Below are 4,646 nucleotides of genomic sequence, written 5' to 3' on the forward strand. Positions count from 1 at the left end.
CAGCGTGCTTGACGGTATAAGCGACGGTAAGGCCGCAAGTCGATCGCAGCCAATCCCTTTAACCACGCGGGTTTAGGTGGCCTGTTGATGATGGAGTGGGGGACACGACGTCGGTTCAGTCAGCAAGTCGAGGCGGCAAAGCGCCTACGGCAGCGAATTCAGTGGATTGGGGGCGTACCGCCGTGCCGTCTAGTCAATTAGTTGCGCTATAGATGAAACAATGCAAGCAATGATTTGCCTCCGCAAGGCAGGGACAGGCCCACACGGTATGGGTCTTGCGCTGAAACGTTGGGGCCGGTTGCGATGACACGCAAACGCGTCGCAGCGCGTGTGACACCGGCGGCGCCACCGGAAGCCGTCAACGCCGAGGCGATCGTTGGGGACATCCGGCGCCTAATCATCGAAGCGCGCGCCGGCCTAGCGGTGTCTGTCAACGCCGCGTTGACTGTGCTCTACTGGCGCGTCGGCCAGCGCATTCGCTCGGAGGTGTTGGGCGGCGAGCGTGCGGAGTACGGTGAGCAAATCGTTGTTTCCCTGTCGCGGCAGTTGGAGGCGGAGCATGGTCGTGGCTTCAGTGCCAAGAATTTGCGGCACATGCTGCGCTTCGCCGAAATTTTCCCGGATGGGGACATTGTCTACGCACTGAGTAGACAATTGAGTTGGACCCACCTCCGCAGCCTGATTTACATCGAGGCCCCCCTCAAACGCGAGTTTTACCTTGAGATGTGTCGCAACGAAGGCTGGAGTACGCGCACGTTGCAGGACCGCTTGGATTCCATGCTGTTCGAGCGCACCGCGTTGTCCCGCAAGTCGGATGACCTCGTAACACAAGAACTCGCGGCCCTGCGCGAGCGGGGTGAAATGAGCGCCGGCCTGGTGCTCAAGGATCCCTATGTCCTTGACTTCCTTGGTCTGCAAGATCGCTATCTAGAGCGCGATCTCGAAGACGCCATACTGCGCGAGTTGGAGCACTTCCTTCTGGAGCTAGGCGCTGGCTTCACCTTTGTTGCTCGCCAGAAGCGGCTTCAGATCGATAACGATGATTTCTACATCGATCTGCTCTTCTACAATCGCCGACTCAAACGTCTCGTCGCGATCGAGTTGAAGCTAGGCGAGTTCAAGGCTGCGGACAAGGGGCAAATGGAACTCTACCTCCGCTGGCTTGCCAAGCACGAGCAGGAGCCAGGGGAAGCGCCCCCACTCGGCATCATCCTATGCACGGGCAAGAAACGCGAGCACATCGAGTTGTTGGAGTTAGATCAGACGGGCATTCACGTCGCTGAATACTTGACAGAACTTCCGCCCCGGCAACTTCTGGAGCAGAAGCTCCATGAGGCAATTGCGCTGTCGAAGGCGCGGTTGGAGAGTCGCGTAGACGCTGCAGGCAGCAAGCTGGAGGGCAATGCGTCATGAGCGAAAGGCATATGACAAGCGGGTGCTCTCAAGGCTGTGCTGGCAGGCAGGTCCACCTGACCGAGACGAGGAAGGGACCATGAGTAGAGGCACCCAGACGATAACACTCACGCGGGCCCTGCAGGGGACCGCGGAGGAATTCGAGGCGCTTCGCCTTGCCACGGCGCTGACTCTAGAGGTGCGAAGCAGGGCCGAGACTGCGCAGCCGGAGGGCGGCTTGGCCGAAGTGGTGGCCATTCAGCGGTTGATTTCGCTGAGCCAGCTGGGACCGTCGATTCGGGTCATCTGGGCGAGTGACGTATCGGAGCACGTCGTGGCCGCACCTGCGCTCTATCCCATCCAGGCCGTCCTGCTTCTGCTCGATGGGGTGGAACATGTCATCGAAGACGCAGACGGCGCAAGACGCAATGCGATGTTCGGGCCCGCTCGGCGGAAGATCTACAGCTATCTGCCTTCCACCGACTTCTTCGCCGATAGGCAGGCGCTGCTGTGTGCTGACACGCGCGGACAGGGGAGGCCCCCGTCCCTCTATTCGTCCGAGACCGGGAAATTGCTGTCGCGTGCGGACTTCGACTCGCTGATTAGCCAGCTGCTGTCGGCACAGACCGCCGTCAATGTCTCGTCAACACGGGCTTTTATCTTCCGGCAAACCGTCTCGACCATCGTGGCGGAGCTCTTCGAGAATACGGAACTACACGGTAGAGCAGCGATGGACGGCACCCCGATCAAGAGGAGCGGCATCCGCGGCATTATCTTTCATCGCATTCAGTCACACGCGCCGGCGCAGACGCGCCCGGCAGCAAGCATCGGACCGGCTGCTGACATGCTTGAGATATCGGTATTCGACGCCGGCCTCGGCTTCTATGGTTCGTACTCCGGTCGGCCGCTTCAGGAAGAGGTTCCGCTGGAAGACGAGTGGGAGGTGGTCCATCAATGCATGTTGCGGCATTTCGAGGATGACGTCTCAGGCGTTGGTCCCTCGCATCGGGGCATGGGCCTGTATGAAGTGCTCCGGGGCCTGAAGGACCTGGGTGGCATGATCGAGGTGCGCACCGGACGGGTCTATGGCTATCGCTCGTTCATGCGGGGCGATCCCAAATTGCTGCTCGAGGCCCAGGCATCTCAGTCGCGTCCCGGCATGCCAAAGCCACGCCTGCTGGACAAGACACGCCAGTTTGTCACTGTACCCACCGTGCACGAGCAGCTGGTTGGCGCTGCGATTCGTGTACTGATTCCGCTGAACTGAGAAATGCGCGCTCAACACTATTCGACTTCCGTGCATGACGGCGGCGGCTACCTGGGCGAAGCATCCTTGCTGGTCTACGACGAGCCCGCACTGAATGGCACCATGCTAAGCGAGGATGTGCGCGATCTGTTCGATGCCTGTCCTAGTACCTCGCGCATCTACATCCTGGCGCCGTTTCAGACCAAGGACACCCTTTTCCGGTGTTTGAACGAGAGTGGGGTGCAGGCCCGCATTCGTCGCTATTTTGATGATGTGGGCGGGCGCATCTATCTCCTCTGGCTTCGGTCCACGGGCGGCACCGTCGACGCTGTGGCAACGCCGTTCTTCGTGAAGGACGGCAACCTCGAAGAACAGCCCGAGGAGGTGCTGCATGCACCTCTGCGCAACGGCTTCCTGTTCGATCTGTTTCACGCGCATGCGGGCCGAGTCGATGCGCCGATCGGCGTCCATTTCAGCAAGGCCTCGGGAAAGCACGCGCGCAAGTTTCTGCGGACCAGCGACGTGGTGCTGTCGTCAGAATCTGCCGCAGCCCTGGCCTTCTTTTCACTGGCAGGCTCGAAAACGGGCACGCCCGGACGGATCTTCGTCGATACCGCGCCGCTCATGTCGGTCGCCTTTTCGATGCAGCGCGTTGGCATGGTCAATGAACTCTGGGAAGTGCAGGCGCCGGTCCGCTCGTTCAGTTCCTATGGGGGCATCGAGCGGTTGCCTGCCGCTGCGGCCAGCGACATGGTGTTGATCTCCGCCTCGACCTCGGGCGGCCTGTTCGGCCGCCTTATCGAGTGCGGCTTTCGGGCCGCCAACATCCGGACGATGTTCTTTCTCGGTAGTCAGGCCGATGCGAAGCGGGCCGGCACACTCGTCTGCGATCTCACCTTCGTGCCGGGCCAGTCTTTTGGCTACGAGCCGATCGAGAATTTCCCGGCGAGCGACTGCAAGCTTTGCAAGGAGGGCTATTTCCTGGCCGAACTGGAGGGCGACCAGTTTTTGCTCCAGAAGCGGGATATCAAGTTCTTGCACGCGACGTCGCAAAGCCAGGTCACAGAGGCGCGCGCAGTTCGATCTGCTGAGCAAACGCAAGCTGTTCTGCGCCCACATGTTCTCCGGCCAGCACCGGCGGGTAGAAGTGGGGGTGCGCTCCGGGGACGAACTGCTTGCCGTGCCCTCGGTGAGGGAAGCCACACTGCGCCTGATCAAGCGCTACACGCCGGCCCCACTCAGCTATGTCGTCTTGCAGGGCGTCTCGGAGGAGGGCTTCCGCAGTCTGGCGACGGAGGCGGGCATGGCGTCCATTGTGAGAGACGCCACGCTCCTCACGCCTCAAACACTCGCCAAGGCGTCTGCCGTGGCGGGCGGAGGCGCCTTGGTGCTGTTCGGCCAACTCGACGACTATGGGTTGGCCAGGGACATCAATGCGCTTCTACGCACGGTGGTGCCGCGGGGCTGCGTGACCTATGTGGCAGGTCTGGTCGTGGCGGAGACCGCCAAGGAGCTATCGGCGCTGCGCACGTTCCTGACCTATGGCGAACTCGGCAAGGACACCTTCACCTTTGCGCCGGCGGCCACCCTGATGCTTCCCATGGCCCAGCGCGCGCGGACGCCCTGGGATCTTGAGCTGGAACTGTTGCAGCGGCTGCGTGACGATGCGGAGGATGTGCCGTTTGATGCCACGTTGCAGGCTCGACTGGAGGTATTGGAGGCAATCCACCCAAGATAAGGACATCAGCAAGCCTTATAGGCGGCATGTCGATGAGGTTTCTGGCGAGGCGGACGTGGTTTAGCGCGATCCGGTCGCACGCGATGGGTACGTGTTGCGATCAAGGCCAAGGTCTCATTCAGCGCAGCCTTGGCCCAGCGCAGTCCCAGTAGCGCCGCTGGCAGGACAGGTTTGAGAGCGGTGATGGCGTAGGTTCGGATGATCCGATAGTTCGAGTCAATCTCATGTTCCTGCACGGCGCTGAAGCAGCATAGAGCGTGCAGGTTATCA

Annotated in this window: 5 protein-coding genes and 1 pseudogene; 3 read left to right on the top strand and 3 right to left on the bottom strand. The window is 61.0% G+C overall.

Translation table 11 applies throughout. The features are described from left to right. Positions 1-303 precede the first annotated feature (303 nt). Positions 304-1,413, top strand: a complete 1,110-nt coding sequence (locus A3A5_RS0112865; RefSeq protein ID WP_018310980.1) for a YhcG family protein — start codon at positions 304-306, stop codon at positions 1,411-1,413. A gap of 79 nt (positions 1,414-1,492) precedes the next feature. Next, positions 1,493-2,659, top strand: coding sequence for a hypothetical protein (locus A3A5_RS0112870; protein ID WP_018310981.1), 1,167 nt, complete (start codon positions 1,493-1,495; stop codon positions 2,657-2,659). Between the two features lie 105 nt (positions 2,660-2,764). Here A3A5_RS0112870 and A3A5_RS0112875 read toward each other — a convergent pair whose 3' ends face one another. Together A3A5_RS0112875 and A3A5_RS0112880 are read right to left on the bottom strand one after the other, a co-directional pair. After that, the gene (locus A3A5_RS0112875) at positions 2,765-3,109 is read right to left on the bottom strand and encodes a hypothetical protein (RefSeq protein ID WP_018310982.1); all 345 of its coding nucleotides are present in this window, start codon (positions 3,107-3,109) and stop codon (positions 2,765-2,767) included. A 93-nt stretch (positions 3,110-3,202) separates the two neighbouring features. Beyond that, positions 3,203-3,757, bottom strand: coding sequence for a hypothetical protein (locus A3A5_RS0112880; protein ID WP_018310983.1), 555 nt, complete (start codon positions 3,755-3,757; stop codon positions 3,203-3,205). Here A3A5_RS0112880 and A3A5_RS0112885 point away from each other — a divergent pair. Beyond that, positions 3,756-4,376, top strand: a complete 621-nt coding sequence (locus tag A3A5_RS0112885; protein WP_018310984.1) for a hypothetical protein — start codon at positions 3,756-3,758, stop codon at positions 4,374-4,376. The two genes, A3A5_RS0112880 and A3A5_RS0112885, sit on opposite strands and share 2 nt — an antisense overlap. 5 nt (positions 4,377-4,381) lie before the next feature. Here the strand turns inward: A3A5_RS0112885 and A3A5_RS44715 are convergent. Next, positions 4,382-4,646 (bottom strand): annotated as a pseudogene (locus A3A5_RS44715) (transposase); the annotation flags it as partial.

Origin of the sequence: Cupriavidus sp. UYPR2.512 (assembly GCF_000379565.1) — a bacterium.
In the GTDB taxonomy this organism is placed as follows: domain Bacteria; phylum Pseudomonadota; class Gammaproteobacteria; order Burkholderiales; family Burkholderiaceae; genus Cupriavidus.

Bases quoted from the DNA above. Each gene is read 5' to 3' on its own strand.
- A3A5_RS0112865 (WP_018310980.1), top strand. From the start codon at position 304: ATGACACGCAAACGCGTCGCAGCGCGTGTGACACCGGCGGCGCCACCG.
- A3A5_RS0112870 (WP_018310981.1), top strand. From the start codon at position 1,493: ATGAGTAGAGGCACCCAGACGATAACACTCACGCGGGCCCTGCAGGGG.
- A3A5_RS0112875 (WP_018310982.1), bottom strand. From the start codon at position 3,109: ATGGACGCCGATCGGCGCATCGACTCGGCCCGCATGCGCGTGAAACAG.
- A3A5_RS0112885 (WP_018310984.1), top strand. From the start codon at position 3,756: ATGTTCTCCGGCCAGCACCGGCGGGTAGAAGTGGGGGTGCGCTCCGGG.
- A3A5_RS0112880 (WP_018310983.1), bottom strand. From the start codon at position 3,757: ATGTGGGCGCAGAACAGCTTGCGTTTGCTCAGCAGATCGAACTGCGCG.